Annotated in this window: 3 protein-coding genes; 1 reads left to right on the top strand and 2 read right to left on the bottom strand. The window is 31.2% G+C overall.

The genetic code is table 11. The features are described from left to right. Both LN736_RS18795 and LN736_RS18800 read right to left on the bottom strand, forming a co-directional pair. A partial coding sequence (locus tag LN736_RS18795; protein ID WP_229982208.1) for a transposase occupies positions 1 to 111 on the bottom strand: 111 nt, incomplete at its 3' end. Positions 112 to 692: 581 nt separating this feature from the next. Further along, on the bottom strand, positions 693 to 1448 hold the full coding sequence (locus LN736_RS18800) for a DNA adenine methylase (protein ID WP_229982206.1): 756 nt from the start codon (positions 1446 to 1448) through the stop codon (positions 693 to 695). A gap of 216 nt (positions 1449 to 1664) precedes the next feature. Here LN736_RS18800 and LN736_RS18805 point away from each other — a divergent pair, with 216 nt between their 5' ends. Continuing rightward, complete coding sequence (locus LN736_RS18805) at positions 1665 to 1850, top strand: hypothetical protein (RefSeq protein WP_229982207.1); 186 nt, start codon at positions 1665 to 1667, stop codon at positions 1848 to 1850. Positions 1851 to 1869 lie beyond the last annotated feature (19 nt).

The raw sequence follows: 1869 nt of genomic DNA on the forward strand, positions 1-1869 counted from the left end.
CTTTAGCCTATTTGATATTTTATCATTTAGTACTTTTCTCCTATATTTAACAACCAATACCAAATGATAATTTAGCAAAAATACTGAATGATTATTTGTATCTAAACCCATTTATTTTACCTTATTTATATATTTACCACTGATTTTAGAATACATCATATATAATAATTCGTCAAGTAGTTATTATTTTAGGCATCGAACCTAAAATAACAAGGACTATTCATCTCCCACTTATAGAAGATAGGAGAATTACGCCCTTTTTGTTAAAATAATAAGCAGAGAAGAAACCCCTATAGGCTAGGGGCTCTTAATAATATGAGGTATTGATTGGTTTAGAAACAAAGAGGATCATTTAAGAACCTTACTTCTATATTTTACCATGTATTTGTAAAAAATCAATAAATTATAAAGGAATATATCAATAGTATAGATATAATATTGTATTTAGGATATAATTATTGATGTCTATTTTTTTTAGATCTTTTTTGATCTAATATAGAAGCTCTGGCTAATTACTGGAGCTTCTTTTAAAGAATATAATAATATATTTGGGGTATACTACTAAAAGATAGCATTTTAAATTCCCAATCTTATGCAATTACAAAATAACCTCCAGCTTTGGGCTGGGGGTTATTAGTTGTAAGTACTATTTTAAAAAGCCTTGGATTCACCAGAGCAATTTATTTACAATGTTAATAATTCCTAATAATCAATTCACTGTATCTATGCTCTTTATCCTTGTATTTTCCTACAAAATTATGATTTCTCTGAACCTCATCTATCTTGAAATCCTTGTATAAATGCTTCACAAATTCACAATCGTTATAAGAAAGAATGAATTTTCCTTTTACTTTCTTCAGGCAATCGCATAACCTCACATGATCCTCTTCTGAAAATTGGACCTGATAGTATTTTTCAGTACCATAGTAAGGCGGGTCCAGGTATATAAGTGCATCTTTCTTATCATATATTCTAAGTAGATCCTCAAAATCTTTATCTTCAATCACCACATCAGAGAGTCTTTCCTGAATATCAGTAAGATATTTAATCATCACATTTACATTTTTCTTTACACATCCATAGGATCTGTGGTCGCTTCCATAGCTTGTCTTAATCAACATGAAGAAACGTGCTGCTCTCTGAATATCCGTCATACCTCTAGTGTTATACTGACTTGCGAAATCATAAAATACTTCCCTTGAATTCAACATGAATGAAAGTTCCCTCTGCAACTCTCCACAATGGAATTTAACGCACCTGAATAAATTCACCAGGTCCCCATTTATATCGTTGTATACTTCCACGCTGGCCAGTTTATCTTTTGAAAACAATACCCATGCTACACCTCCAAACACTTCTATGTATCTATTGAAACTTTCGGGAAATCGTTTGACTATCTCCTTCCTGAGTAATTTCTTTCCACCTATCCAATTTATAAAACTATTCATATATACCTCCTATGTTCCAGATAATACTATTATATACGAACATATGTTCTATATCAAGGCAGAATATGGATAAACTTTATAAATATAAATTCGTGGTTAAAATTTATGCTATAATAATTATCAGGAGAATAAGGATGTTTTTAGTTAGTCACCCTCCAGGCTTTATCTCTCCCAAGGAGTCGTTGCGGTTAATCTGACAGCAGAGGGGGTGACAATATGAGTGATTCTGTTACTATTACATCTATGGTATGCGTTACAATAGTAAGTATAGTAGGCATTTTTGCTATGCTTGCATACTTAAAAGAAAGAGCCATTCTTAAATATAAGAACAGCTCTAAACACAGTAATAATGAAATATCTATTACTGCGGATAGTGATAAAGAAAATAACTCAAAAAACTAAAATGCACCCTCGCTAAGTG

This window comes from Clostridium aromativorans (assembly GCF_020908015.1).
Lineage (GTDB): Bacteria > Bacillota > Clostridia > Clostridiales > Clostridiaceae > Clostridium_B > Clostridium_B aromativorans.